This window comes from Mycolicibacter sp. MU0102 (genome assembly GCF_963378105.1).
GTDB lineage: Bacteria > Actinomycetota > Actinomycetes > Mycobacteriales > Mycobacteriaceae > Mycobacterium > Mycobacterium holstebronense.
Genome location: NZ_OY726398.1, coordinates 3,624,017 through 3,648,952, shown reverse-complemented (window position 1 = coordinate 3,648,952; position 24,936 = coordinate 3,624,017). Strand labels below are relative to the sequence as shown.

Here is a 24,936-nt window from a genome sequence, read left to right as displayed (position 1 = left end):
CGAAAGTAGCCCCTACAGCAGGCCGGCGACGAACGACGCGGCCTGATTGGTCATGCCGGGTGTGTAGCCGGAGTGCGCGGAGAAGATGCGCCCGGGCGAGCAGATCGGGTCGCCATCGGTACACAGGTCGATGGTCTTGAACCCGTAGGCCGGGCTGTTGGTCAGCGGCTGCCCGATCTTGGTCGACGGGTTGCCGAACACCGCGATCGCCGCGACGTGGTCGGCGGCCTCGGGCGGCAGTGGCGCGGTGAAGCCGAAGCCGGGCACCGGTGCCGCCGCCACGATATCGATGATCGCCGCGCCCTGGGAGTAGCCGCCGAGCACCAGGCGGGTGCCCGGGCAGTTCTCCACCATCCACATGATGTGGCCGCTGGCGTCGTTGGCGCCGTCGGCCGCCCGGCCGAAGTCATAGCTGGCCGGGTAGTTGACCGCGTAGGCGCCGATCGATCGGGATGTCTGGTTCCGCAGGGCGTTGACCAGGCCGTCGCCGACCCGACCCAGGCCCGGCGGCTCGCTGGTCCCGCGGGCGAATACCACCTCGACGTCTGGGCAACCGTCAGCCGAGGCTGTCGGCATCGATGCCGCGGTGGGGTCCATCAGCAGCGCTGCGGCAGCGGCTCCTGCCGCCAGGATGCGGAATGCCTTCATGGTGAACGATAGTAGCGAAAATAAGCCTTGATCAGCTAACTAAAACGGGGTGGGCCCGATCACGGCGCCAGTGTCGGCGCCGGTCCGGCAGCCCGCAGCCGGCCGGCCACGAAGTTCGCCGCCTGGCTGGTCAGCGCCGGGATGTAGCCGTCGGTGTGATCGGTCCATTCGTTGCCTGGACCCTCGTGGCAGATCGGGTCACCCGGGTTGCACAGGTCGATGGCCTTGGAACCGAACAGGACGCTCTGCTGGCTGATCGGCCCGCCCGTGCGGTCGGCGGGGTTGCCGAACGTGGCGACGGCCACCACCTGGTCGGCAAGGTCCGCGGGCAACTGGTTGCCCCAGGTGATACCGCCGACCTGCGTACCGGTGACGATGTCGATGACCGAGGCGCCTTGCGAGTAGCCGCCCAGCACCAGATCGGTGTTCGGGCAGACGTCGGCGGCCGCCTTGACGCGCTTGATCACGTCGTTGGCGCCGTCGCCGCCGCCCAACTGCAGGCGGCCAGCGGGGTAGTCGACCCCGTACTCGTCGACCTTCTTGGAGGTCTGCTGACGCAGCGAGTCGATGAATGCCCGCCCCACCCGGCCCACGCCGCGCGGTTCGCTGGTGCCCCGGGCGAAGATGACCTCGACGTCCGGGCAGTCGTAGGCGGACGCCACCGGGGCGATGCTCGGCGCTACGGCCGGAAGCGTCAGCAGTGCGCCTGCCATCAATGTCGCGGAAAAAATGCTGCTCAGCTGAACAAAACGCATACCCGAGATGGTACCGAAACCCGAATTCGATACCGACGGGCCTGTGGATGGGCGAGTACGTCCGCACCGGTCTGACGAATAGCGTGTGGCCGATATGGCCGGGCGATCGACGACGCAGCTGCAACTGAGCGCACACCGCTTCCTGTCCCGCCGGATGGAACGGGCGCTGCGGTGCGGACAGGTCAGGGGCGGCCCCGTCCCCGGCGGAAGCGCCCTGGCCCTGGGCTCGCTATTGAGCCTGGTCGTGGCCGTCGGCGCGGTGATGCTGGCCGTCCTACGGCCACAGCCGGCCCTGGGTGATGCGCCGATCGTGCTGGACCGCGCGACCGGGGCGCTCTATGTCCGGATCGGCGAGACGGTGCATCCGGTGTACAACCTCGCTTCGGCGCGGCTGATCACCGGGGCAGCCGACCCGCGACCGGTGGACGGCAATGCGGTTGGCCGGGCTCGGCGCGGGCCGCCGCTTGGCATCCCTGGTGCGCCGGGCGTGCTCGGGGTGCCACTACCGGACGCCGTGACGTGGTCGTTGTGTGAGGACTCCGCCGGCACCGTCCTCATGGTCGGCGCCGACCCGCTGCAGTCCGGCAGCCTCGACCCGCAGCAGGCGCTACCGGTCAGCTCTGAATCCGGGGCGGCGTTTCTGGTCATCGACGGACGGCGGGTTGCGGTCGACCCGGCTGACCCGCTGCTGGACTCCGCCGTGCCGAGACGGGTCTCGGCGTTGTTGCTCAACGCGATCCCCGAAGCCCCGCCGGCCGGCCCTCGCAGGGTGGGCTTCAAGGTGGGCTTGGCCCCGGCCACGCTGTGCGTGCACTGGCGCGCCGACGACGCGGCCGGGGTAACCCTGTCGAGCGGGGTGCCTCTACCGGTGGGGGAGTCGCCCACAGTGCTGGCCCAGGCAGACGGGCCGGGCCCCGCCTTGGACGGGGTCTATCTGCCGCCGGGGCACAGTGCCTACGTGCGCGCGGCCGACACCGCCGGTCACGCCGGCGGTGTCGGTTATCTGATCGCCGAGAGCGGCGTGCGGTTCACACTTGACGATGACGATGCGGCGCGCAGGCTGGGGCTGCCCGCGGTGGCGGCCGGAGTGCCGTGGCCGCTGTTGGCCGGGTTGCCGGCCGGTCCCAGGCTCAGTCGGGACCAAGCACTGCTGGGCCGCGACGTGGTGCCCGGCCCGATAGTGCCCGACCGGTGACGGCTGTCAGAAGCAATGCCACTAGGACCGCCGTGCCGACGATCGCGGAGCGCAGCCCGGCGGGCGCGGCTTCGGCAGCGGGTTCGAGGTCCGGGGCAGGGCGGGGCAGGGGTGGAGCGGGCGGGGCCGGTTCGCGAGGGGTTGCCACGTCAAAAGTGAGTGCCGCCAACACGTCCACCACACCGGCGCCGACGACATCATCACGCCCACCCGGTGGGTGGTGGGCGGTGGCCTTGATCCGGTCCATCACCTGACGCGGCGTCCACTGCGGGAACCGCGAGCGGATCAGCGCCGCCAGCCCGCTGACCACCGGCGCGGCGAAGCTGGTGCCGCGCAACGACGAGCCGTCGAGGGTGTCGACCATCGCATCGCCGATGGTGCTCAACGAGAGCACCGCTTCACCGGGAGCGGCCACGTCGACCCACGGTCCAGGCAGGGTGAACGCCGAGGCGACGCCGCGGGCATCCACCGAGCCGACGGTCAGCACGTAGTCGTCGTACCAGGCCGGCGTGACGATCATGGGGACCTCGGCGCCGCAACCCTCGTCGGTGTTGCCCGCTGCCGCGACGACGACGCTGTTCTTGACCTCGACCGCATAGGCCAGGGCAGCGCCCAGTGCTCGGTCGTCGAGTCCGGAACGTGCGGTCCGGCAGGCCACCGCGGAAATGTTGATCACCGACGCGCCCAGGTCGGCCGCCGTACGCACCGCCTTGGCCAGGATGTCGACGTTGCCGATACCGGCGGCATCGCCGAGGGTGGCGAATCGTGCGCTGGAGGCTCGGATACCGATAACGGTGGCCGACGGCGCCACCCCGCTGAACCGGTCGGATACGGGATCTGGTGCGGCCGCGATGATTCCGGCGACCAGCGTGCCGTGCCCGTCGCAATCTCGGGTGCCGTCGCCGGTGGACACGTAATCGCCGCCGGCGATCAGTCCGGGCAGCCGCCGGTGTGGCGCGACACCGGTGTCAATCACCGCGACCCGTTGGCCGGCGCCCCGGGTTAGCGCCCATGCCGCGGCCAGGTCCAGCCCGTCGAGCTGAGTCGGGGTCTCGCCTGGTGCCAGCGTGCCCACCGTGCACACCTCGCGCTGCACCGTGGGGTGTGCAGGCGCGGCAGGTGCAGGCGCGGGCAATCGGGTGTGGTCGACTGGGGGCGGTTCGACCGCGTTCGCCGGCGGTGCGCACGGTGTCGCCGTGACCATGGCGACCGCCGCCAAGCGAGCGATCCGGATACGCAGCACGGGTCAGCCCAGGTTCAATCCGCGGGCAGCGCTGTAGAACCCGCACAGCCAACACGCCAGCGGCACCAACGATCCGAGGGCCAGGCCCTCCATGACGTCGGCGCCACGCCGGATCAGTGGGGATGTGGTCGGAGCAGTGAAGCCCAGGGCGAGCGCCGCCGCGACCAGCACCACGGCTAGCGCCGCCGGCCATTGCGCCGTCGTGTTGCTCGCCGCGCCGAGCAGGCCGATCGCCAATGTGGCGGTACCGCCGGCGATCAGCGCCGCGATCTGCACACCATCGGTGTGCGAGCGAGCGCGCAATGCCAGCGCCATGCCAGCCGTCGCCGCGAACACTGCGCCGACCAGGTGGGGCGCCTCGGCAACCGGTGCCCCGCCGACCACCGCGGCAGCGCCCAGGGCAGCCAAAGCCGCAGCCGCCGCCACCAATCCGGTCAACAGGTCGTGCGTCTGGCCTACCTGCGACGGCACCGCGTGACCTCGGCGGAACAGGCCGGTGGCGGCGGCCGCCACTCGGCCGGCGACGCGGATCATGCCGACTGCGGCGACAACCGCAGCGGCTCCCACCCGAGGCAGTGCAATCCCGGTCACCGCGACGGCCATTCCCACAACCGCGACCACTACCGCCAACCCGGCCAGACAGCACAACGTCGTACGCGCCGGCCCGTTGCAGCCACTCGGCGGGACGGTAATCAGGGCGACCGCGCCGGTTGCCGCGACCGCCAACAGCGCGTTCGGGGCGCCGGGGCCGCCGGGAATCGCCACGAAGCCGGCCACCCCGGCCAGGCCGGACGCGGTCAGCGCCGCACCCAGCCGGCGCGCCGCCGGATTCCACGCGCGCTCGATGGTCCGCACCGCCGCCGCCACCTGTTCGACGGGATCGTCGAACGACACCTGCGGGGCCGGGACTTCGGCGCGGGTCAGCACCAGGGTGGAGCCATCGCGGATGCCCTGCTGGGATAGCGTTTTCGTACCGTCGAGTGCAGATCGGCCCGGTTCGGAGAGCCGATAGGGGCGCAGCGAGTCCGGGCTGGTCCGGTGCGGCATCAGCTCTACGACGGCCCGGATCAGGGTCGCCACCGGCACGCCGGAGGGCAACGTCAGATCAGCGTGCGCGTTGTCGGCATGAACTGCGACCCGACGCAGGCCTGAATCCGGATTCGACACGTCCCGTTCTCCTTCCGGCTTCGTAGCCCGCACGCTACTGACCGGGCAGCCAAGACGTTTTCGGCTATCCACAGCTGACTTGTCGGTGGAGTCGACGCTGCCTACGGTGTGCCGATGACCGGTCCCACGCCGACCGCGCTCCCACCCCCGTCGCCGTCGCGGGGCGAAATCACCGTCGCTGCACCGCCATCGGTGCCGGAGCCCGAGCCGCGGATGATTCTGGCCCGGCTGTTGCCCGCCGTTATGGCGGTGGGGATGCTGGCCGTGACCGCCGTCGCCTACCGCTCGGGCTCCCCGGCCGCACGCAGCCCGATGTTCGCACTGTTCCCGCTGATGATTCTCACCTCGGCGGTGGCCGCCGTATTCGCCGGACGAAACCATGGACGTGGCAACGACATCGACGATGACCGCGACAACTACCTGGCCTACCTCGCGGGATTGCGAAAGTCCGTGGCAGACAACGCTGCGGCCCAGCGCGCCTGGGCACGGTGGTCGCATCCGGAACCGGACGCACTGTGGACGCTGGTCGGTGGGCCCCGAATGTGGGAGCGTCAGCTCGGCGACCCCGACTTCGGCTCGGTGCGAGTCGGGATCGGCCCGACCGCACCGGCCAGTCGACTGGTGGCACCCTCGTGCGATCCGATGCGACGGGCCGATCCGGTCACCGACGCGGCGCTGCGCCGCTTCCTGGACACCTATGCGGCGGTGCCCGACATACCAGTCGCGCTGATGGTGCTGGGGCCGTCGCCGCTGCGCCTCGACGGCGACACCGAGCGAGCCCGGGGTCTGCTGCGCGCGCTGATCTGTCAGCTCGCCGTGCTGCACGGCCCCGATAAGGTGCTGATCGCGGCCGTGGACGGCCGGCATCGCGGCGACTGGGATTGGCTGAAATGGCTGCCACACCATCAACATCCGTCGGCCACCGATGCCGGCGGACCATTGCGGCTGACCTACCCCGACCTGACCGTCGCCGAAACCAGCCTGGCCGGCCGGCGGGCGGTGGTGATCATCGACGATGCCACCGGTCTCCGAGTGGCCGAGGCAGGTGCGCGAGGCGAGGCCCGCTCGCTGCACGTGACCGCGACGGTGCTGCGCCACGCCGATGACCACCTTGGCCGGCCGGACTTTCTGCCGCCCGCCGACGCAGTGGTGTGTGCCCTGCGCCTGGCCGCGCACCGGGCCGCCGGCTCCGGGAACGTGGCGTGGGCTCATCTGCTGGGCATCGGCGACATCGACCGCTTCGATGCCCCGGCGGAATGGGCACGCGCATCGGCGCAGCCCTTGTGCGTCGCGATCGGCACGGACCCGAGCGGAGGGCCGGTACGACTGGACATCAAAGAGGCCGCCGAACACGGCAGTGGTCCGCACGGGCTGTGTATCGGCGCCACGGGCTCGGGGAAATCGGAGTTCCTGCGCACGCTGGTGCTGGGCATGGCGGCCCTCCATTCGCCGGAGGACCTGAACCTGGTGCTGGTCGACTTCAAAGGCGGTGCAACATTTCTCGACTTCCAGCAGGCCCGGCATGTCAGTGCGGTTATCACGAACCTCGCTGAGGAGGCATCGCTGGTGGAACGGATGCGCGACGCGCTGGCCGGCGAGATGCGGCGGCGCCAGCAACAGCTGCGCGTTGTCGGGGTGCCCAGCATCGCCGCATATCGGCAGGCGCGAACCACGCAGCCGCAGCTACTGCCCCTGCCGGCGCTGCTGGTCATCGTCGACGAATTCTCCGAACTGCTCCACCAGCATCCCGATCTCCTCGACACCTTCGTCGGCATCGGCCGGTTGGGCCGTTCGCTGGGAATGCATCTCTTGCTGGCCAGCCAGCGGCTCGAGGAGGGCAGGCTCCGCGGTCTGGACTCGCACCTGTCCTACCGGGTGTGTCTCAAGACGATGTCGGCCGCCGAATCCCGGATCGTGCTGGGCACCAACGCCGCCCACGAACTGCCCAATATCCCCGGGATTGGACTTTTACGCACCGCCGACGGCGCGGTGCGGCAATTCCAGACGGCCTACGTCTCCGGGATGTGCCCTCCAGCCAGAACTGATTCCGGCGCGGTACTCGCGTTCACCGCCACGCCACTCGGTCGGGTTCGGGAAGCTGCCGATCCGGGTGGACACACCGTGCTGCAGACAATGCTGCAGCGCCTGTCCGGGCACGGCCCCGCGGCGCGACAGATATGGCTGGCGCCCCTGGGAGAATCCCCAACACTGGGATCACTGCTTGACGCCGACGACGCCGGTCTGACTGTTCCAATCGGCATCGTGGATCGGCCTTTCGAGCAGCGTCGAACCACCTTGTCGATCCGGTTGGACGGCGCCGCCGGACATGTCGCCGTCGTGGGCGCCCCGCTGTCGGGCAAATCGACCGCGCTGTATACCCTCATCGCCGCGCTGAGCGCCACCCACGATGCGACCCGTGTTGTGTTCTACTGCTTGGACTTCGGTGGCGGGGCGCTCTCGGCGATCCGAACCCTGCCGCACGTCGGCGCTGTCGCCGGCGTTGGGCAACCGGACCTGGTCCGGCGGGTGGTCGCCGAGATGGAAGCCGTGCTGGCGCGGCGCGAAGGCCAGCGAGCCGGCCGCATCGCCGACGACGAACGCCCGACCCCAGACGTCTTCCTGGTGATCGACGGATGGTCCGCCCTGTGCGGCGAATTCGAGGTGGAGGCCAGGATTGTCGCGCTGGCCGCCCGTGGCCTGTCCTTTGGTGTGCACGTGATGTTGGCCGCGTCGCGGTGGGCCGAGGTGCGGCCCGCCTTGCGGGACCTGATCGGCAGCCGTATCGAGCTGAGGCTGGGGGATCCGGCCGAATCCGAACTGGATCGCCGCCAGGCCCAGCGGGTGCCACAGGGCCGGCCCGGACGTGGGCTGACCCACGACGGCATGCACATGCTGCTGGCCCGCCCGCACGGCTGGGAACCGATGCACCACCCCGACGGTGCCGTGGCACCACCGATCCGGCTGCTGCCACCCCTCGTAGCCCGGGACGACCTGGTCGCCAACGCCGATGACCTGCCGGTTCTGGGCATCGACGAACGCGGACTCGAGGCTGTCCCTATCGATTTCGGCCGCCAACCGCACCTACTGATCCTGGGCGGCAGCGAGTGCGGCAAGACTTCCGCGCTGCGAACGTTGTGCCGGGAGCTGGTGCGGGTCCACCCAGCCGAGCAGGCTCAGTTACTGGTGGTTGACTACCGGCGCGGCCTGCTGGACGTCGTACCGACTGAACATTTGGCCGGTTACGCGATGTCGCGGCCCGCGTTGACAACGCTGTTGCCGAACCTGATTGACCAGCTGGCGAGACGGATGCCCGGTGCCGACCTCGGCCCGCACCAGCTGCGGACCGGGGTGTGGTGGTGCGGCCCGCAGTTGTACGTGGTGGTCGATGACCACGACCTGGTGGCCGCCGGCACCGGGAATCCGCTGACACCACTGCTGGAATTTCTGCCGCACGCCGGCGACCTCGGGCTGCACCTGATCGTCGCCTGTCGCGGCGGGGGAGCGGGCCGGTCGATGTACGAACCAATGCTGACCGCGCTGACCGATCTGGGCGCGATGACGCTGATGATGAGCGGCGTGGCCGCCAGCGCTGCGGACGCCCCGTGGGGCGTGGTTCGCGCGACACCGCTGCCGCCCGGGCGCGGCACCCTGATGACCCGGTCCGATGGCGAGCGGCTTATTCAGGTGGCTTGGGAGCCGTGAGCGTCGGGCATCGTGCGGTGATCGAGGCTGGTCCCGCGACTATCCGCCGATTGTGTTGCGGCGGGGCTGAATCGGCTGATGCCGCGGCAGCACTGGAGTGGATCGATGAGCCGGTTGGGCTGGTCGACGGGCAACCGGTCGCGGTGCCCAAGCTGTTGCGCGAGGTGCTGAACTGCGCGCTGCCTGGTGAGTCGGTCGAGCTCATCCACCCGTCGTGGTGGCCGGTCCGCCGGGTGCAGCTGCTCGCCGCAGCGGCGCAAGAGCTGGCCGGCGAGGTGGTCACCCGATCGCGAGCAACGGTGCTAGGCGGCGCATCCCACGCCGCGGTAGTCGTGGAGATCGCCGCCGGCCTGGTGGCCGTCACCGGCGTCGGTAGCGCTGACGTGGTCGCCGAGCCGCGCATCGGCTCCCCCGACGAGGTCGCCGACGCGGTGGGGCGCCGGATACGTGCGGTGGTGCGGGGTCATCCCGGAGCGGTCGTGATCGACGCACCGGCCGGGATCGGTGGGGCAGCGGCGCTGTCTGCGCTGATCGAGGAGCGGTTGTGGCCCGAGGTGCGGGCAACCGTGGTCGATCGGCTGCCGCCGATCCGCCGCACGGGTAATGCACCGGTCGCCGAACCGGCCCCCGCTGCTCGCCGCCGGCGACTGGCCCCGGCCGCCCTGGTCGGCGCTGTGGTGGCGCTGGGCCTTCTGGCACGTCATGACGCTCGTTCGGACACCGAGAATCCCGTGACCTACCTAGTGGAAGGCCATGTAGCGGTACAGATTCCGAATGGGTGGTCGACGCGACGGGTGGCAGATGGGCCAGGATCGGCGCGGGTGGAGGCGATGTCTCCCGACGACCCGCAGCTGGTGCTGCACGTGACCCAAGCGCCGGCCGCCGGCGACACCCTGGCCGCCATCGCAGAGCCGCTGCAGCGAGCACTGCAACGTGCTGACGCCGAAACGCCCGGAGTGTTCGTCGGTTTCGACCCGGCCGGCACCAGCGCGGGACGGCCCGCGGTGACCTATCGGGAGGTTCGCGACGGCCACCACGTCGACTGGGCGGTCATGGTCGACCGCGCGGTGCGTATCGGTATCGGGTGCCAGAGCGGACTGGTAGGCGAGAAAGCGCTGCGCCCGGTGTGTGAGCAGGCGGTGCGCTCCGCCCACGCCGTCAGCTGAAGGTCTGTGTCATAGCGGAGGGGCTTTTCGCCACTGGCTGGGCGAAACGCCGTGCGTTTGGCGGAACTGCCTGGTGAAATAGGCCGCATCCGGTAGTCCGACTCGGTGCCCGATTTCGGTGATCGACAACCGGGTATCGATCAGCAGGCGGCGGGCTTCGCCCATTCGACGTTGGGTGATCCACTCCAGCACCGTGCGGCCGGTACGGCGGCGCACGACTGTGGTCAGGTGCCCCGGCGAGACCGAAATCTCACGCGCGACTTCGCGTAGCGACAGTGGCTCGGTATAGCGCCGGTCGATGGTTGCGAATACCTCGGCCAGCAGCGGTTCGTCTTCCTGGCGCAGGCCGCCGACGGTGTCGGAGGCGAGTCGGCTGAGCTTGACCAGCAGCAGGGTCAGCAGAGCCGACACCGCTTCGCGGTCACCGTCCTGTCGTTGCGCGAGTTCGTATTTCATTGATTTGAGGATGCGGAAGAACGCCGGACGATCGGCGACGGGCAACTCCACGCGCAGCAGACCGTCTTCGCGCTCATGCAGGAACAGGCACAGCAGGGGATGCGACCGCCAGGAGAGCCATGGGGAGGCGCCGTCGTCGCCGATCGCAGCCGGATCGAAGAACACCGCGACACCGTCGTCGGTGCACTCCACGCCCTCTGGGCCGACGGTGGCGCCCATCGCCACCACGTAGACCACCCCGGTCGCCCGGTCGCACCATATGGCCGGGAAGTTGTGGATCTGACCGTGCTCGGACAGCCTTTCCTGTCCGACCCGGGCCACCACTACCGGGGGCAGGTGGGGATCGATCGGATAGTCGTAGACCTTTACCCCGGCGCGCTGACGCACCAAGCGGGCTGTGGGAAGCATGGCGCCGACGATAGTCCAAACCTGCGAAAAAACGTCCTAATCTCACAGATAAATGACGGTTAGCTTTAAGGGGTGCTGAACGAGATGCGCTGTCATGGCGTTGTATTCGCATCTCGTTGTGTGCCCGGCGTTAGGAAACCCTTGCGCTGCCTGAGAGATCCTTGTGGTTAGCCTCGCCTTTCCTGGAGCGCTCCAGCTAACACCGAAACCACCTTTGACCGTCGCAACAACCTTGAGGAGATATCCCTTGCGCGCAACAATTCGCCCCTACGCGACAGTTGGTGTCGCGATTGCGGGTGCCGGTCTGATCGCGGCGTCCCCGGTCGTCATGCCGCTGCCTGAGGTCGGCGCGATGCGCGGTGTGGCGTTGACCGCGAGCAGCGCGTGGGATGAGGTGTTCAACGCGGCCTCGCAGAACGTGACGCAGATGCTCAACAACTACTACCTAGCGCCGGGGATTGCGTTTCAGCAGTTCATCGCCAACCAGATGCACTATGCCCAGCAGTTGATGGATGACCCGGCGAACATCACCGCGGTCACCGAGCAGATGCGCCACAATCTCGATGGGTTTTTGACCGGGTACACGCTGTCTAACGCCAGCACGCAGACCCTGGAAATGGTCATGAGCCACACCCTGGCCGCCGGTGATGCGTCGACGTTCTCGTTTGGCTGGTATGACCTGTTCGCTGGGCCGCTGGCCTCGCTGGCGGGTGGGATGTTCCCGGCGGAGATGGTCCCGATCATCCACTTGCTGTCCTCGCCGCTGAGTGGGTTGATCATGGGGTCGGTGGGGCCGTGGATCGCGCCGTGGGTGGGTCTGCTCAACAGCATCGGTGACGGCGACAATCTCGGTGACACCCTGGCCAACGTTTTCGGTGCGGCCCTCAACGGTGCCACCTTGAACCTGGACAGCCTGCTGCCGATGATCAACTCCGTTGCCGGCGACTTCCTGCCGGCCGGTGCCAGCATCGGCCATCTGGATATCGCGTTCGGTGGGTGGCTGACCGCCGGTCATGTGGCCATCGACCCCTATCAGGTGTTGGGTGCCAACGGTGAGGTGGTGGCCGAGACGCCCGCGGTGGGTGGCTCGATCCTCAACAGTGTCGGCTTGACGCTCAACGGGATTCCGGTGCTGGGATCCCTGGAGATCGGCAGCAATGCGGTCGGTCCGTTCGCGGCGATGCAGGCTCTGGGGCAGACCGTTGGTGCGTTGCTGGGTTCGGGTTGGGACGGCAAGGGTGCGGTGCCGGTGACCCCGCCGCTGGCCGGTGTCGACTTGCCGGTGATCAACGATTTCGACGATGGCGGTGCCGGTGGTGCCGCGGCTAGCGACTGGTTCGCCGACTTGCTGGGTCTGTAACCCCCGCCTGGCGTCAATCCCCCTAAAACCCTTCCCAAACCAGACTTTTCGCACGAGAGGTATTCACACATGAGTTACCGCAACCGCATGATCGGTACCGGCAGCGCCGTGGCGGCGTTTCTGGCCTTCGGTATGACGCCGCTGGCACCGGCGCCGGCCGCGCAGGCTGATTTCTTCGAGGATCTGTTCAGTTTCGACTGGGCGGTCCCAGTCGCCGACGTCGACGTCTCTGGGTCGGCAAACGCCTTCGATCTCGGTGACATGTCCGCTGCGTTCAGTGATTTCAACATGGCCACGCTGTTTGACCAGATGTTCTACAGCCCGTTGCACATGCTGACGGAGTTCTGGATCAACAACCCGCTCGGTGAGATGGTCAACGGTGCCATCAACACGATTTCGGGGCAGTACTTGATCGGTGACGGTCTCGACGGGACCGCCGAGAACCCCGATGGTGGCCATGGTGGCCTGTGGTTCGGCGATGGTGGTGCGGGTTGGACCAGCGAAGTGGACGGGGTGGCCGGCGGCAACGGCGGTAACGCCCTGGGCTTCGGCAACGGCGGTGATGGCGGTGACGGTGGTGCGGGTGCCGCTGGTGGCAACGGTGGTATCGGCGGCGTCTGGATGGGCCACGGCGGCGACGGCGGAGCCGGCGGCATCGCGACTGTGGCAGGCGGTTTCGGTGGCACCGGCGGCGATGGCGGTGCGGCGATGGCGTGGATGTTCGGCAACGGCGGGGCTGGCGGAGCCGGCGCCGCCGGCATGGATGGCACCCAGAACGGCAGCGGTACGGGCATGAGCGGGGGCCAAGGCGGCAACGGTGGTGCCGGCGGGGTCAGCGGATACCTGCTTGGCAACGGCGGCAAGGGTGGTGGCGGCGGCGCGGCCGGCGACGGTGGCGCCGGCACCAACGATGGCACGAACGGACTGGCCGGTGGCGTCGGTGGCCGCGGCGGCGTGGGCGGCCTCGGTGGTGCCCGCGGTTCCATGTTCTACGGCGCCCCGCTCTATGGCAGTGCCGGCCAGGCCGGCGACGGTGGCGACGGCGGCAACGGCGGCGCCGGTGGCGAAGCAGTCAAGGACGCCAACGGCCACTACATCGGCAACGGCGCCGAGGGCGGCATCGGCGGTGACGGCGGCGCCGGCTACGCCGGCGGCAACGGCGGCAACAGCGGCAACGGCGGCTCCGGCATCAACGGCGGCAACGCCGGCGGTTGGGGCGGCAGCGGCGGATACGGCCTGGGCAATTCCGCCACCACCGACGGCGCCACCGGTATCGGCGGGCACGGCGGCAACGGCGGTGTCGGCGGTAACGCCACCGGCGCGGTCGGGGTGACCGGCACCGCCGGCAACGGCGGTTCCGGGGGCCAAGGCGGCTACGGCGGTGACCTGGAAGGCGGGCGCGGCGGAGACGCCGGCCAGGCCGGGGCCGGCGGCAACGGTGCCACCACCGACAACACCATCCAGACAATTGGCGGCCGGGGTGGCTATGGCGGCGGCGGCGGCAACGGTTACACCACCGGTGCCAGCACCGACGGCGGCGCCGGCGGCACCGGCACCTACAAGGGCGGTGACGGCGGCGGTGGCGGCAACGGCGCCAACGGGATCAACGGCGGGGCTGGCGGCAATGGGGCCGACGGCGGCGTTGCCACCGGATGGAAGGACGCCGACGGCACCATCTGGAGTATCGGCGGCAACGGTGGGGCCGGCGGTAGCGGAGGTCAGACCAACACCAACATGCTCACCGGTGGCACCGGCGCCGGCGGTGTGGGCGGCCAAGGCGGTAACGGTGCCAACGGCGCGACCGGCCCCGGCGTGGTCAGCGTCGGCGGCAACGGCGGCTGGGGCGGTAGCGGCGGCGCAGGCAACGGCGCTCCGGGCGGTGCTGGCGGTGCCGGCGGCGACGGCGGGAATGGCACCGCCTCGGGCGGCAACGGTGGCGGTGGCGGCAACGGCTCAAGTTCGGACACCGTCTCGGGAGCCGGCGGCAAGGGCGGTAACGGTGGCAACAGCGGCGGCGTACAAACCCCGATCAACACACTGGGCATCGGGCCCAGTCACGGCGGTATCGGCGGTTCCGGGGGCGCGGCAGGCGGTAGCGGCAGCACCGCGGGCGTCGGTGGCGCCGGCGGCAACGGTGGCAACGGGGCCGGCAGCGTCAACGGCGGCAATGGCGGCGAGGGCGGCCAGGGCGGCCGGGGCGGTTACGGCGCCGCAGGATCGACCGGCAACAACCCGCTTACCGGAGCGCCCGGCAAGACGGCCGGCGGCGACGGCGGCAACGGGTCCACCGGCGCTGTCGGCGGCAAGGGCGGCAACGGCGGCACCTCGCAGAACGGCACCGGCGGTAACGCCGGCAACGGCGGGCGTGGCGGTGACGGTGGCGGAGGCGGTGCTGGCGGTGCCGGTGGCGTCAACCCGGACACCGGCGCGGGCCTGGCCGGCGGTAACGGCGGTAACGGCGGTAACGGCGCGGCCGGTGGCGCGGCGGGCACGGCCGGGCAGGGCGGGGCTGGTAACGGCAACGCAGGCACGGTGGGTGCAGGCGGTGCCGGCGGTGCGGCCGGTGCCGGTGGCGCCGGTGGCGCCGGAGACCCCGTTGGTGCTGACGGCAACGCCGGCAACGCGGGCAACCCCGGCTAGCCAGTACTCCCTCGACACGGTCGCCGGGTCCCTACATGGGGCCCGGCGACCGTGCCATTTGCGGGCCACTTGTGCGGCGAGCGTGTGCAGAACCGTGCCTGTGCACACGCTCGCCGTGGTCCGGGCGAGTGGTTAGAGCAGCGCCCCGACCAGCATGAGCGGGGCGAGTCCGACCAGGGCTGCCAGTGGTTCGCCGATCGCGTCGAGTGGGTTGCCGGCGGCCATCTCGGTGTTGAAGAGCTCCACGGCCAGCGGCGGCAGGGTGAACAGCAGCGCACTGGCCATGTCGACCGCAGGGAGGCCGGTGTGGGTGAACGACAACTCCCCGAAGCCCTGGGTGAACCAGTTCGCGGCGCCGGCGAGGAACGTCGAGAGGTAGTTCGAGATCTCGTCCGGTGAGCCGTCGAGGTTGAACGCGGCTATCGCGGAATTGATGATCGGATCGAGTACGTAGTCCATCGTCTGGGGCGAGATCAGTTGGTAATTGGTCGGATCCATCAGGGTTTTGAACGCGTCCTGGACGCCTTGTTGTAAGCCATTCAGCAGGGCGTCGGGAACTTGGTCCAAGACACTTTGGGGCGGCAGGAACCCCATGGGTGTGGGCACATCGGCGGGCCCCGGCGACCAGCCGTTGTCGATGCTGCCGTACCCCAGATTGACCAACACCGACAGGCTCGGCTGCAGCAGATCCGCCAGGGGATTGCCGACGAACGGAACCAACCGCAGCGGGTCCAGCAACGGCAGGCTGGGCGACTCGATCATGAAGTAGTTGGTCAGCGAGTCGGCCGTCGACGTCGGGAGTTGGATCGCGTTGGCGACCTGATCCGGCGTCAGCCCCAGGTACGCGATGTGGTTGAAGACGATGCCGAGGTAGGCGTTGAGATCGGACAGCAAGTTGCTCGGGTACTTCGGGAAGTCGGCGAAGCCGTCGTACTCGTAGGTGTAGATATCGGTCGGGGAGATATCCGACGGTGTCGCACCGCTGAAAGTAAGTCCCAGGCTGGTGGCGTCGGGGGTGTTGCCGTCCGGGACCGCGAAGCGTTCCAGCAGGCCGCCGTTGGGATTGCTGGGGTCGCCCAGCAGCACGAAGTGCACGTCGTTGGGGTCCACCCCCTCGGCCGCCAGCCGCGACATCAGCAGTGAGTCGATCGTGGAACTCTGCGAATAGCCGCTGACCACAACGGGATTGTCGTGACTGACTGCGCCGGCGGCGATCTGCGCTTTGATCGCGTCCAGGATGATCTGCTGGCCGTGGGCCGTCGAGTTGTCGAACGTCATGCTGAACGGGCCGGTGAACGGATACAGCGACTCCGGTGTGGTCACCGGCAGGAGGTCACCGGTGAACCCATGCGGTTGCAGATACAACCTGTCGAACGCGTTGAGCCAACCCTGGCTGGGGGTTGCGACGAAGCTGGCGCCCATGATCAGCGCGGTGCCGTCCCCGAGCGAGGATTCAGCGCCGGCCAATAGCACCTGCGCGTGTGCTGCCGCTGGCTGCACCGGCGGAACGACCGGCACGCCGGCGCCGGCGATGGCCAGTCCAGCGGTGAGGTAGCCCAGGGCACGCTGCATTTCCCCTCCTACATGCAGTCGACGGGCCGCATGCATCAGTCAGCTCAAGACTTACGGTCCTCGTTCTGCATTTATGTCATCCAGTCGGCGGCCCTGGACGGGGAATGCGCAGAAAGCTCGATGGAACCGAACCCGCGCGGCAACAGTCGAACTACATATCAGCGCGACTCGATCGCGCCCGCCGACGGCAGGAGACGATGTGACCACACCCGCAGCCACCAGCACACTCAGCGCCGACTTCGACGTCATGCGCGCCGTCGCGGCGGCCACCGACGCCCGTAACGAGGAGATCCGGGGGATGCTGCAGGCCTTTGTCGGCAAGATGCGGGCGGTGCCGCCGTCGGTGTGGTCGGGCCTGGCGGCCGCCCGGTTCCAGGATGTCGTGGACCGCTGGAACGCCGAATCGGTGAAGCTGCACCACGCGCTGGCGCGGATCGCCGAGACCATCCGCCACAACGAGCGGGCGCTGCGCGAGGTCGCCCAGGCCCACTCCCACCACATCGCCGCCGCCGGCGACGGCATCTGAGCGGGCCGGACATGGACGCCGCACTGTCGTACAACTTCGACGAGATCGAATATGCCGTCCGCCAAGAGATCCACTCCACGGCCGCCCGGCTCAACGGGTCACTAGAGGAGCTGCGGTCGCAGATCGCACCCCTGCAGCAGGTCTGGACGCGGGAGGCAGCCGACGCCTACCACGCTGAACAGCTGCGATGGCAACACGCCGTCAGCGCGCTGAACCAGATCCTGTTCGACCTGGGCGGCGCCGTGCGCGACGGTGCCGCCGACGTCGCCGACGCCGATCGTCGCGCCGCGGGAGCTTGGGGGAGGTAGGAGAGGCCACCCCCGAACACGGTGTGGCCCCGACGGAGGAGAGCCGACGGGGCCACGCCGGCTCAAACGCCGTCGATGACCGTTTTGACCCGCCCCGATCCCCGCCGGTAAGCTGCACCGTTGGCGTGCAGTGCCTCCTGGCACAGCGGGTCCTCGGGTCACTGTCGGTCGCCGAGAACCAACGTGTCGCCGCCAGACCGGCACCCGGCTCGCACCGGGATCCGCTAGAACCGGGAAACCCCGGCTCGAGTTAAAAGAAGAGGTAAGCGCTGTGCCCACCTACGCGCCGAAGGCGGGTGACACCACACGTTCGTGGTATGTCATCGACGCCACCGACGTGGTGCTCGGCCGGCTCGCCGTTGCGGCAGCAACCCTGCTGCGCGGCAAGCACAAGCCGACATTCGCGCCGAACGTTGACGGCGGTGACTTCGTCATCATCATCAACGCCGACAAGGTCGCCATCAGCGGCGACAAATTGCAGAAGAAAATGGCTTACCGCCACTCGGGCTACCCGGGCGGACTGCGCAAGCGCAGCATCGGTGAGCTGATGGAGACCCGTCCCGACCGCGTCGTGGAGAAGGCGATCCTCGGGATGATCCCGCACAACAAGCTGGGGCGTCAGATTCAGCGCAAGCTGCACGTCTACGCCGGCCCGGTGCACCCGCACACCGCCCAGCAGCCGATCCCGTTCGAAATCAAGCAGGTGGCGCAATGACCGAGACTGCATTTGAAGGTACTGAGGCCATCGACGAGACCGCCGAGGCCGCCGAGGCCCCCGTGGTTGACGAGACCGTAGAGGTGTACGAAGAGGTCGCGCCGGCTTACGAGCCGCACGACCTGGGTCGTCCCATCCAGACCGTCGGCCGCCGCAAGGAGGCCGTGGTGCGTGTGCGCCTGGTGCCCGGCACCGGCAAGTTCAACCTGGACGGGCGCACCCTGGAGGCCTACTTCCCCAACAAGGTGCACCAGCAGCTGATCAAGGCCCCGCTGGTCACCGTGGACCGGGTGGACAGCTTCGACGTCTACGCCCACCTCGACGGCGGCGGCCCCTCCGGCCAGGCCGGTGCGCTGCGGCTGGCTCTGGCCCGCGCGCTGATCATCGTCCAGCCCGAAGACCGTCCGGCGCTGAAGAAGGCCGGCTTCCTGACTCGTGACCCCCGGGCCACCGAGCGCAAGAAGTACGGTCTCAAGAAGGCCCGTAAGGCTCCGCAGTACAGCAAGCGCTGATCTGCGATTGCACTTTGGCAGCGAGTTGGGGGTGCCTTCCGCACGCGGAAGGTGCCCCCGGCTTGCGTTTGAGGGTGCGTGTTTCCTTCTCTGATACCGGCGTGTCGGGTCGGGGATACGCGCGCTCGCGGCGATAAAGGATAGTTATGGGTCGACTTTTCGGCACCGACGGCGTTCGCGGGGTTGCCAACCGCGAGCTGACTGCCGAGCTGGCGGTCGCGCTGGGCGGCGCGGCGGCGCAGCGGCTCTCCACCGGTACCGGACGCCGGGTTGCCGTCGTCGGCCGTGACCCGCGGGCCAGCGGCGAGATGCTGGAAGCGGCGGTCATCGCCGGGCTGACCAGCCAGGGCGTCCATGCGTTACGCGCCGGTGTGCTGCCGACCCCGGCAGTGGCCTATCTGACCAGCGCGTATGAAGCCGATTTCGGGGTGATGATCTCCGCCTCGCACAACCCGATGCCCGACAACGGCATCAAATTCTTCGGTCCCGGCGGACACAAGCTCGACGACGCGACCGAGGACCAGATCGAAGACCTGGTCGCCGCCGGACCGGGCTTGCGCCCGATCGGCGCCGAGCTGGGCCGGGTGGTGGACGCCAAGGATGCGCTGGACTGCTACCTGCGGCACCTGAGTGAGTCCAATCCCAGCCGGCTGGACGGCCTGACCGTCGTGGTGGACTGCGCTCATGGCGCAGCATCGGACGCGGCGCCGCGGGCCTACCGGGCAGCCGGGGCCACCGTGATCACCATCAACGCCGACCCCGACGGGCTCAACATCAACGAGGGGTGCGGCTCGACGCACCTGGAACCGTTGCGTGCCGCGGTGCGTCACCACGGCGCCGACCTGGGCCTGGCACACGACGGTGACGCCGACCGCTGCCTGGCCGTCGACGCTGACGGCAACGTCATCGACGGTGACGCCATCATGGTCGTGCTGGCCCTGGCCATGCGCGACGCCGGCGAACTGGCGGACGACACCCTGGTGGCGACTGTGATGAGCAATCTCGGTCTACACCTGGCCATGCGCGAGGCCGGGGTGACGGTGCACACCACCGACGTCGGCGACCGCTACGTCCTCGAACAGCTGCGTGCCGGCGGATTCACCCTCGGCGGCGAGCAGTCCGGCCACATCGTGCTGCCCCAGGTGGCCACCACCGGTGACGGCATCATGACCGGCCTGCGTCTGATGGCGCGCATGGCGCAGACCCGCACTCCGCTGGCCGGCCTGGCCTCGGCGATGCGCACGCTGCCGCAGGTGCTGATCAATGTCGAGGTCACGGACAAGGCTGAGGCGGTGGGCCGCCCGGCAGTGCGCGATGCGGTGCAGCGCGCCACCGACGAGCTCGGTGACACTGGGCGAATCCTGTTGCGCCCGTCGGGAACCGAGCAGCTCGTCCGGGTGATGGTGGAAGCCTCCGACGAGGAGACCGCGCGCCGGATCGCGGCCGACGTCGCCGACGCGGTACGCACCCGGAACTGAGTCCAGCCCGGCGAGTCTCGGGCAACCAACGGGAACCCCTCCCGCGCTGTCGGCGTCAAACCCGTATGGGACGACAACAGCTCTACCTCGACGCCTCCGCGCTGCGCTTGGTGGCGGACCACTTCGACGCGACCGCATCGGTCATTGATACGGCTTCCCGTAACCGGTTGGGCGGGTTGCTATTCGACGGTGTCACTGCCGGGCGCGACCATATCGGGGCAGGGGAGTCGCTGCGTCGTGCGCTACAGGCCTGGTTGCCCGAGTTGATGCGCTGGTCGCGGGCCAACACCGAGATCGCCACGGCACTGCGGGCCGCGCTGGCGCGTTACGGACAGGCCGAAGCCAGCGCTGCCGAACGGGTCGGTTGACGTGGCCCAGCGATACGACGTGTCCGCCCGGCTGGCCGAGGGGCGCGAGGCGGTCACGCACGCTCAGGCCTACGTGTCGGCCTGCGGGCGACGGGGATACCGGCATCCGGAGCTCACCGGCTACGACGGCCAGCTCGTCGACCGCTACGACAGCGAAGCCGGCCTGGACCTGCGATCACTCGAGACCGACTGTGCCGCACTGAATGCACTCGCCGACGCCGCCGACGACACAGTGCGTTCGCAACGACAGCAACTGGGCGAGCTGGCCAATGCCTGGCGGGGGCCGGGCGGCGACGCCGCCGCGGAATTCCTGCGTCAGCATTGTGAGGCCGGCGCGCAGCTGACCGCCCGGTTGCGCTCCGCGGCCGCGGGCTGTGGCGCGCTGCGTGATGAGCTGTGGCGGTTGGTCGACGTCAAGGTCGCCGCGATGGTGGCCGTCGATGAACGGGTGGGCGCGCGCCGGCCTTCCTGGCTGGCGGCAGCCCACGCGGTGAGCTCCGGCACCGACGAGGAGGATGCCGTCGAGGTGGTCGACAAGCAGGTAATGCCCTACGTGGACAACGATATTCGCGGCGAATGGGTGGCGGCCATCCGAACGGCGCAGGACGGGATTGCTGCGGCATTCGGCGCCGCGATTACGGCGGCCGAGCCTGGGGCGGGTGTGGTGTTCGCGCTTCCGGGGGATTTCGGACCGGTGCTTCGGCCCGAGGTGGCAATGCCTAACGTGCCTGTCCCGGTTGCGGCGATCGCCGGCCCGGTCGATGTTCCGTCGGCCCCGTCGGCCCCGACGGCCTCGGTGGCGCCGGATCCACCGGCACCGACAGTGCACACCCCGGCGCCCGCCGGCCCGCTCGATGACCAACCGGCTGATCTGGGGCTGCCGGGCGCGCTCGGCCTGCCCGGCGACCTGGGCTTGCCGTCGGCGGGATTACCGGGTGGCGCGGGCGGTGGGCTCGGCGGCCTCGCAGGCCTAGGCGGGCTGCTCCCGCGGCTTATCGAAGCGCTCGGCGACCCCGGCGCCGGCCAGGCGCTCGACGAGCCGTTCGACGATCACACCCGGGCCGACGCCGACCCCACAGACGCCGACGATCCCGAGCCGGAGTCCGAGCCGGAGTCCGAGCCGGAGACCGAACCGGCGGGGGAGGTCGCCGAGGAGTCTGACGCCGAGGAGCCGGCGGGGGACGCGGCGATCAGCGACGCCGCACCGGAGTTGCCACCGGTAGCCGCGGATTCTGAACCTATCGCCGACAGCGATAACACCGAGGCCGTCGAGCAGACCGACGTCAACCCGCCGAAGACTCCGTGCGAGACCGCGGCCGAGGAATTGCCGCAGGTGGGGGAGTGACGTCGTCGTGGCGGCTAGGTGCCCGGCGCGTCGTTCAGCTCGGGCGGACTCCCCACGACTGCAGTGTCGAGACGATCTTGGCGGCCGCCTCCAGCTCTTCCAGCGACAGTTCCCGGGTGGGTGTACGCCACTCGGCGAGGGTCGCCAGTTTGCCCTCGACGAAGTCCTGCTTGGACTGGCCGCGCTGGACCTTGCCGCTGGAGGTGGTCGGCAGTGACACGTGATGCACCAGCACTACCGCGTCGGCCGCGATCCCGTGATGGGTGGCGACCGCCAGCCGAATCGCCTCGATGACGGCGTCGAGGTCGGTCTCAGCGGCCCGCGCACTGTCCACTTCGTGGACGACGACAAGCTGTTCGAGGCCACCGGGCGGCGCGTCGGTGGCGAAGACCGCCCCGCGGCCCGAAACCAGTACCGAGTCGCATTGCTGCACGGTGAACTCAATGTCGTTGGGATAGTAGTTGTGACCATCGATGGTGATCAGGTCCTTGCATCGCCCGGTGGTGAAAATCTCACCCGCACATAGGAAACCGAGGTCTCCAGTGCGCAGGAACGGGCCGCGGGTCTCATCGCCCGGCTCGGCCAGCACCGCCCCGAACGTCGCCGCCGTCTCCTCCGGCCTGTTCCAATAGCCCAGCGCGACATTGGGTCCGGCAACCCAGATCTCGCCGACCTCGTTGGGCCCGCAGGGCTGGCGGGTCACCGGGTCGACGATCGCGATGTCGGCTTGTCGCGGCTGACCGCAGCCCACGAACGTCGCGGCGGCGGGGTCATCCGGTGCCACGTCGACGATGCGGTCCTGCTCCAGCGCGACCCGGTCGAGGTAGCGCACCCCGGGCACTCCGGCAGGCGATCCGGACGCCACACACAGGGTGGCCTCGGCCAACCCGTACACCGGATAGCACGACGAGAGCTGGAAACCCGCCGGTGCGAAGGCGTCGGCGAACGCCGCCAGCGATGTGGCGCGCACCGACTCGGCGCCGTTCATCGCTACGGTCATACAGGAAAGATCCAGTGCGGCACGCTCTTCGGCAGTGCTGGTCTCCACGCACCGGTCGTAGGCGAAGTTCGGTGCGGCGGTGATCACCCCGCGATGCGCCGACACCAGTTCCAGCCAGCGCATCGGCCGTTTGATGAACGCCGTCGGCGACATCAGCGCCGTGCTGGCCCCGATGTAGATCATGGACAAGATCCCGCCGATCAAACCCAGGTCGTGGTGCGGTGGCAACCAGAACACGCCTTTGGCGTTCTCGTCGCCGTTCCACGACTGACGGATGGCATCGCAGTTGTGCAGGATGTTGCCGTGGCTCAGCAGCACGCCCTTGGGGGAGCGGGTCGACCCCGACGTGTACTGGATGGCGGCCGGGGAGTTGATATCGATATCGGGGGCGACCCAGGTGTCGGGGTCGGCGCCGGCATCGGTGAAGAACCATTGCTCGGGTTCCCCGGGAATCCCGGCGACCGCGGCCCGGGTGTCCTGGCTCTTCTCGGTGGCGGTGAGCGCGAACCGAGCCTGGGCGTCGGGGACGACGACCTGAAGGCGCGGCGCCAGTTTCTGGTGCACCGGCACTGCCACGGCGCCCGCGTACAGGCAGCCGAAGAACCCGGCGATGAAGTCCAGGCCCGGCCGCACCAGCACCAGCACCCGTTCGCCGGTGACGTCGTAGCGCTGCAGATTCGCCGCGATCGCGCGTGCGCGGCGGTCCAGCTCTTTGAACGTCAGCTCGCTACGGCCTTCGTCGTCGCCGTTGTAGGAGAAGCTGAATGCGACCTTGTCACCGAACCGCTCGGCTTGCCGACGCAGCAGCTCTACCAGGGTTTCTGCAATGGGGGTTGTCACGGTGGGCGTGAATTCCATGGGCCCATCTTGGCGTGCGGGGTGTTCTGGACCACACCCGGCCCCCGCGCGCAGAGTCAGGACGGCAGCAGGGCGCGCAGCTCTTCGACGTAGCGCAGCGCTTCGTCGGGCCCGGTGGCCAGCGGGCCGACCAGCAGCGTGGTCACGCCGGCCTCGGCGTAGGCGGTCAGCCGTTCGGCTACTAGGCCCCGCGGCCCGACCAACGACGTGTTGCGCACCAGCTCGTCGGGCACCGCGTCGATCGCCTCGGTCTTGCGTCCAGACAGGTAAAGCTCCTGGATGCGATCGGCGACGTCGCCGAAGCCGTAGCGGGTGGCCAGGTTGTGATAGAAGTTGCGACCTTTGGCGCCCATTCCACCGATGTAGAGCGCCAGCTGCGGTTTCACCCATGCCAGCCGGTCCTCGACGTCGTCGCCGATGGCCAGCGACGCCCCCACGATGACGTCGAGCGGGCCCAGCGCCGGATCACGTTTGGCTGCACCGGCTTTCAGGGATTCTCCCCACACGTCATTGGCCCGTTCCGGGTAGAAGAACACCGGCTGCCAACCGTCGGCGATCTCGGCGGTCAGTTCGACGTTCTTGGGCCCCAACGCGGCGATCGAGATCGGGATCCGCTCGCGCACCGGGTGGTTGATCAACTGCAATGACTTGCCCAGTCCGGTTCCGCGGTCCGCTGGAAGGGGCAATTGGTAGTGCTTCCCGTGGTAGTTGAGGCGTTCGCGGCGCCACACCGCCCGGCAGATCTCCACGACCTCGCGCGTACGGCCCAGGGGTGCGTCGAATGGCACTCCGTGGAAGCCCTCCACCACTTGCGGGCCCGAGGTGCCCAGCCCCAAAGCGAACCGGCCGTCGGAAACGTAGTCCAAGCCGGCGGCCGTCATCGCCAGCAAGGCGGGCGTTCGGGTGTAGATGGGCAGAACTCCGGTGAGGAGCTCGACTCGCGAAGTCTTGGCCGCCAGGTAGCCCAGCTGGCTTATGGCGTCGAACGAGTAGGCCTCGGCGACCGAGACCACGTCGATCCCGGCTCGCTCCAGCGCGACAACCTGCGCTACCGCTTCCTTGAACCCACCCGCATAGGCCAGCTGTACACCGATCCGCACTTAACAGACATACCACGGCACTCCCTACTACGAGCTACTGCGACAGTGCGGTGCCCAACCCCGGCACCTGCGGTGCCGCCGGCCCCTGAACAACTCCGGCAGCTAGTGCAGCGCTTCGCGGTGGTCGGCTCCGTACAACGGCCCGGCGACCGTCGTTTGTGGGACTGTCCACCGATTTGCCCATAGTACAGCTATCGGGCCCGTTGTGGGCGTGTGTCCTGCCCGGAACAGGACGACCGTCCACTCTCAGGCGAAAATTATGCAGGATCACGAGGTATTTGAAAGTTAACGCCTGTGAGCTTTGGAAACTGGCGAAAATTATTTGACGAAGATGCTTGTGTCTTAAGTTACTCACGGTTAGTGTTTTGTCTCACATCAGTGAATAAGTGTGAATCCAGGAGCAACACGGCAGCG

20 protein-coding genes are annotated in these 24,936 nt (G+C 69.0%); 12 read left to right on the top strand and 8 right to left on the bottom strand.

Annotated features, from left to right (window positions below; all coding sequences use genetic code 11):
* Nucleotides 1-12: 12 nt before the first annotated feature.
* Nucleotides 13-648 carry a cutinase family protein gene (locus RCP37_RS17160; protein ID WP_308484210.1) on the bottom strand — a complete coding sequence of 212 codons (636 nt, stop codon included), beginning with the start codon at nt 646-648 and terminating at the stop codon, nt 13-15.
* A 59-nt stretch (nt 649-707) separates the two neighbouring features.
* Nucleotides 708-1,403 (bottom strand): cutinase family protein, encoded by a 696-nt coding sequence (locus RCP37_RS17155; protein WP_373693047.1) that lies wholly within the window; start codon nt 1,401-1,403, stop codon nt 708-710.
* A 94-nt stretch (nt 1,404-1,497) separates the two neighbouring features.
* Between RCP37_RS17155 and eccB the strand changes: the two genes are divergently transcribed.
* Nucleotides 1,498-2,598, top strand: a complete 1,101-nt coding sequence (eccB, locus tag RCP37_RS17150) for a type VII secretion protein EccB (protein WP_308484209.1) — start codon at nt 1,498-1,500, stop codon at nt 2,596-2,598.
* Here eccB and mycP read toward each other — a convergent pair.
* Nucleotides 2,534-3,802 (bottom strand): type VII secretion-associated serine protease mycosin, encoded by a 1,269-nt coding sequence (mycP, locus tag RCP37_RS17145; RefSeq protein WP_308487130.1) that lies wholly within the window; start codon nt 3,800-3,802, stop codon nt 2,534-2,536. The two genes, eccB and mycP, sit on opposite strands and share 65 nt — an antisense overlap.
* 42 nt (nt 3,803-3,844) lie before the next feature.
* On the bottom strand, nt 3,845-5,008 hold the full coding sequence (locus RCP37_RS17140; protein ID WP_308484208.1) for an EsaB/YukD family protein: 1,164 nt from the start codon (nt 5,006-5,008) through the stop codon (nt 3,845-3,847).
* 114 nt (nt 5,009-5,122) lie between these two features.
* Between RCP37_RS17140 and eccCb the strand changes: the two genes are divergently transcribed.
* Together eccCb and RCP37_RS17130 are read left to right on the top strand one after the other, a co-directional pair.
* A complete protein-coding gene (eccCb, locus tag RCP37_RS17135; RefSeq protein ID WP_308484207.1) occupies nt 5,123-8,710 on the top strand; it encodes a type VII secretion protein EccCb in 3,588 nt (1,195 codons plus the stop codon).
* Nucleotides 8,707-9,876 (top strand): type VII secretion-associated protein, encoded by a 1,170-nt coding sequence (locus RCP37_RS17130; RefSeq protein ID WP_308484206.1) that lies wholly within the window; start codon nt 8,707-8,709, stop codon nt 9,874-9,876. The genes eccCb and RCP37_RS17130 overlap by 4 nt, the downstream gene beginning before the upstream one ends.
* Nucleotides 9,877-9,885: 9 nt before the next feature.
* Here the strand turns inward: RCP37_RS17130 and RCP37_RS17125 are convergent, their stop codons facing one another.
* Nucleotides 9,886-10,740 carry a helix-turn-helix transcriptional regulator gene (locus RCP37_RS17125; protein WP_308484205.1) on the bottom strand — a complete coding sequence of 285 codons (855 nt, stop codon included), beginning with the start codon at nt 10,738-10,740 and terminating at the stop codon, nt 9,886-9,888.
* Between the two features lie 247 nt (nt 10,741-10,987).
* Between RCP37_RS17125 and gjpA the strand changes: the two genes are divergently transcribed.
* A complete protein-coding gene (gene gjpA, locus RCP37_RS17120; RefSeq protein WP_308484204.1) occupies nt 10,988-12,100 on the top strand; it encodes an outer membrane porin GjpA in 1,113 nt (370 codons plus the stop codon).
* A gap of 69 nt (nt 12,101-12,169) precedes the next feature.
* Nucleotides 12,170-14,740, top strand: a complete 2,571-nt coding sequence (locus RCP37_RS17115; RefSeq protein WP_308484203.1) for a PGRS repeat-containing protein — start codon at nt 12,170-12,172, stop codon at nt 14,738-14,740.
* Nucleotides 14,741-14,872: 132 nt separating this feature from the next.
* Here RCP37_RS17115 and RCP37_RS17110 read toward each other — a convergent pair whose 3' ends face one another.
* Entirely contained in the window at nt 14,873-16,312 is a 1,440-nt protein-coding gene (locus RCP37_RS17110; protein WP_308484202.1) for a PE-PPE domain-containing protein, read from the bottom strand.
* A gap of 199 nt (nt 16,313-16,511) precedes the next feature.
* Here RCP37_RS17110 and RCP37_RS17105 point away from each other — a divergent pair, with 199 nt between their 5' ends.
* The 7 genes from RCP37_RS17105 (at nt 16,512) to RCP37_RS17075 (ending at nt 21,564) form a co-directional block, all read left to right on the top strand.
* The gene (locus RCP37_RS17105; protein ID WP_308484201.1) at nt 16,512-16,838 is read left to right on the top strand and encodes a WXG100 family type VII secretion target; all 327 of its coding nucleotides are present in this window, start codon (nt 16,512-16,514) and stop codon (nt 16,836-16,838) included.
* 11 nt (nt 16,839-16,849) lie between these two features.
* Nucleotides 16,850-17,146, top strand: coding sequence for a WXG100 family type VII secretion target (locus tag RCP37_RS17100; protein ID WP_308484200.1), 297 nt, complete (start codon nt 16,850-16,852; stop codon nt 17,144-17,146).
* Nucleotides 17,147-17,417: 271 nt separating this feature from the next.
* Nucleotides 17,418-17,861 carry a 50S ribosomal protein L13 gene (gene rplM, locus RCP37_RS17095; RefSeq protein WP_024443784.1) on the top strand — a complete coding sequence of 148 codons (444 nt, stop codon included), beginning with the start codon at nt 17,418-17,420 and terminating at the stop codon, nt 17,859-17,861.
* Nucleotides 17,858-18,373 carry a 30S ribosomal protein S9 gene (gene rpsI, locus RCP37_RS17090; RefSeq protein ID WP_308484199.1) on the top strand — a complete coding sequence of 172 codons (516 nt, stop codon included), beginning with the start codon at nt 17,858-17,860 and terminating at the stop codon, nt 18,371-18,373. The genes rplM and rpsI overlap by 4 nt, the downstream gene beginning before the upstream one ends.
* A 146-nt stretch (nt 18,374-18,519) precedes the next feature.
* Nucleotides 18,520-19,851, top strand: coding sequence for a phosphoglucosamine mutase (gene glmM / locus RCP37_RS17085; RefSeq protein WP_308484198.1), 1,332 nt, complete (start codon nt 18,520-18,522; stop codon nt 19,849-19,851).
* Between the two features lie 65 nt (nt 19,852-19,916).
* On the top strand, nt 19,917-20,219 hold the full coding sequence (locus RCP37_RS17080; protein ID WP_308484197.1) for a type VII secretion target: 303 nt from the start codon (nt 19,917-19,919) through the stop codon (nt 20,217-20,219).
* A gap of 1 nt (nt 20,220) precedes the next feature.
* Nucleotides 20,221-21,564 carry a hypothetical protein gene (locus RCP37_RS17075; protein ID WP_308484196.1) on the top strand — a complete coding sequence of 448 codons (1,344 nt, stop codon included), beginning with the start codon at nt 20,221-20,223 and terminating at the stop codon, nt 21,562-21,564.
* 34 nt (nt 21,565-21,598) lie between these two features.
* Here RCP37_RS17075 and RCP37_RS17070 read toward each other — a convergent pair whose 3' ends face one another.
* Both RCP37_RS17070 and RCP37_RS17065 read right to left on the bottom strand, forming a co-directional pair.
* Nucleotides 21,599-23,422, bottom strand: coding sequence for a fatty acyl-AMP ligase (locus RCP37_RS17070; RefSeq protein WP_308484195.1), 1,824 nt, complete (start codon nt 23,420-23,422; stop codon nt 21,599-21,601).
* A gap of 56 nt (nt 23,423-23,478) precedes the next feature.
* The gene (locus RCP37_RS17065) at nt 23,479-24,522 is read right to left on the bottom strand and encodes an LLM class F420-dependent oxidoreductase (RefSeq protein ID WP_308484194.1); all 1,044 of its coding nucleotides are present in this window, start codon (nt 24,520-24,522) and stop codon (nt 23,479-23,481) included.
* Nucleotides 24,523-24,936: the final 414 nt, after the last annotated feature.

What these genes read in the sequence shown, in the direction of transcription:
- RCP37_RS17160 (WP_308484210.1), bottom strand. Translation starts at nt 648, where the DNA reads ATGAAGGCATTCCGCATCCTGGCGGCAGGAGCCGCTGCCGCAGCGCTG.
- RCP37_RS17155 (WP_373693047.1), bottom strand. Translation starts at nt 1,403, where the DNA reads ATGCGTTTTGTTCAGCTGAGCAGCATTTTTTCCGCGACATTGATGGCA.
- eccB (WP_308484209.1), top strand. Translation starts at nt 1,498, where the DNA reads ATGGCCGGGCGATCGACGACGCAGCTGCAACTGAGCGCACACCGCTTC.
- mycP (WP_308487130.1), bottom strand. Translation starts at nt 3,802, where the DNA reads ATGGTCACGGCGACACCGTGCGCACCGCCGGCGAACGCGGTCGAACCG.
- eccCb (WP_308484207.1), top strand. Translation starts at nt 5,123, where the DNA reads ATGACCGGTCCCACGCCGACCGCGCTCCCACCCCCGTCGCCGTCGCGG.
- RCP37_RS17125 (WP_308484205.1), bottom strand. Translation starts at nt 10,740, where the DNA reads ATGCTTCCCACAGCCCGCTTGGTGCGTCAGCGCGCCGGGGTAAAGGTC.
- RCP37_RS17115 (WP_308484203.1), top strand. Translation starts at nt 12,170, where the DNA reads ATGAGTTACCGCAACCGCATGATCGGTACCGGCAGCGCCGTGGCGGCG.
- RCP37_RS17110 (WP_308484202.1), bottom strand. Translation starts at nt 16,312, where the DNA reads ATGCAGCGTGCCCTGGGCTACCTCACCGCTGGACTGGCCATCGCCGGC.
- RCP37_RS17100 (WP_308484200.1), top strand. Translation starts at nt 16,850, where the DNA reads ATGGACGCCGCACTGTCGTACAACTTCGACGAGATCGAATATGCCGTC.
- rpsI (WP_308484199.1), top strand. Translation starts at nt 17,858, where the DNA reads ATGACCGAGACTGCATTTGAAGGTACTGAGGCCATCGACGAGACCGCC.
- glmM (WP_308484198.1), top strand. Translation starts at nt 18,520, where the DNA reads ATGGGTCGACTTTTCGGCACCGACGGCGTTCGCGGGGTTGCCAACCGC.
- RCP37_RS17080 (WP_308484197.1), top strand. Translation starts at nt 19,917, where the DNA reads ATGGGACGACAACAGCTCTACCTCGACGCCTCCGCGCTGCGCTTGGTG.
- RCP37_RS17070 (WP_308484195.1), bottom strand. Translation starts at nt 23,422, where the DNA reads ATGGAATTCACGCCCACCGTGACAACCCCCATTGCAGAAACCCTGGTA.